Source organism: Pseudarthrobacter albicanus, from assembly GCF_018224015.1.
In the GTDB taxonomy this organism is placed as follows: domain Bacteria; phylum Actinomycetota; class Actinomycetes; order Actinomycetales; family Micrococcaceae; genus Arthrobacter; species Arthrobacter albicanus.
On sequence record NZ_JAGPOT010000225.1, the window covers coordinates 1 to 516 of the forward strand.

A 516-nucleotide genomic window follows, 5' to 3' on the forward strand; every position below is an offset into this window, starting at 1 on the left:
ACCAGGGCGCGGGGATGGTGCAGCCGGGGAAGGCGCAGCCCTGGTCCCGGGCGGTGAGGGCCTTGCGGATGTGGGGCGGGAAGATCCGTGAGGTCCGGCCGATGTCCAGGATCCTGCCCCGGTCCCGAGCAGGACCGGGATGATGTCCGCGTCGCAGGCGATCTTCCGGACCGTGGCGGCGGTGACGGGCCCGGTGAACAGCAGTGTCCCGGTGTTCAGTGTTCCGGTGTGCGACGCCGTCCGGGCCGTGCCGGTGTTCCCGAGCCTTTCGAGGAGGGCACGGTAGTCGATGGTGACCATGACCTGGGGGCGCAGTCCTCCGGCGGCGGGTAGCCCCCCGGAGGCCAGCGCGGCCTTGCAGGCGCCGACGAGGCCGTCCAGGAGTTTCTGCGGCCGCGAGCGGAGGTCCAGCCCCGCCGCGCCGGGGTCAGTGTCGTCTTCGCCGCCGGCACGCGGGATCACGGCAGCGGCCGCCCGGGCAGCCGCGGTGGAAGCGGCGGCGGAAGCGGCGGGGCC

General features: G+C 74.4%; 1 protein-coding gene. It reads right to left on the reverse strand.

The window, feature by feature from the left end; genetic code table 11:
- On the reverse strand, positions 1-516 hold a 516-nt coding region (locus tag J9611_RS21550), incomplete at both ends, for a DUF222 domain-containing protein (RefSeq protein WP_372447832.1).